General features: G+C 62.0%; 1 protein-coding gene. It reads left to right on the top strand.

Annotated features, from left to right (window positions below; genetic code table 11):
• A partial coding sequence (locus tag ROR02_RS16490) for an IS630 family transposase (RefSeq protein ID WP_147165122.1) occupies nucleotides 1-609 on the top strand: 609 nt, incomplete at its 5' end.
• Between the last annotated feature and the right edge of the window lie 7 nt (nucleotides 610-616).

The following is a 616-nucleotide window of genomic DNA, read 5'->3' as shown; positions in this document are numbered from 1 at the left end:
TCCGAAGACGGACGAAGGCGCCCAGGAGACGTTCAAAAAAACTTCGCCGATACGGTCGCCGCGGCACGGCCGGCCGGTGCCGGGGGCAAGCGGATCGAGGTCTGGTTCCAGGATGAGGCACGCGTCGGTCAAAAAGGAACCCTGACGCGGATGTGGGCACGGCGCGGCTCGCGACCCCGTGCCGTGCGCGACACCCGCTACCAATCCGCCTACATCTTCGGCGCCGTCTGCCCGGCCCGTGGCGTCGGCGCGGCCCTCGTCATGCCGCGCGCCGACACCGAAGCGATGTCTCTCCACCTGGCCGAAATCTCAAGACATGTGACCAAGGACGCCCACGCCGTGGTTGTGCTCGACGGAGCAGGCTGGCATGGAAGCGATGATCTCATCATCCCTGACAACATCACGCTCATCGAACTGCCGCCTTACAGCCCAGAACTCAACCCGGTCGAGACTATCTGGGAGTATATGCGGCAGAATAAACTCGCCAATCGCCTTTACGAGACCTACGAAGACATCGTCAAAGCTTGTTGCGATGCCTGGAACGACCTCATCGCCGCACCAGCCCGGATCATATCCATCGCCAGCCGTGATTGGGCAAACGTGTCATGACTTCTGT

The organism is Pararhodospirillum oryzae (assembly GCF_007992075.1).
GTDB lineage: Bacteria > Pseudomonadota > Alphaproteobacteria > Rhodospirillales > Rhodospirillaceae > Pararhodospirillum > Pararhodospirillum oryzae.
Note: the sequence above shows the minus strand (reverse complement) of the source record. Positions and strands in the feature narration are given on the sequence as shown.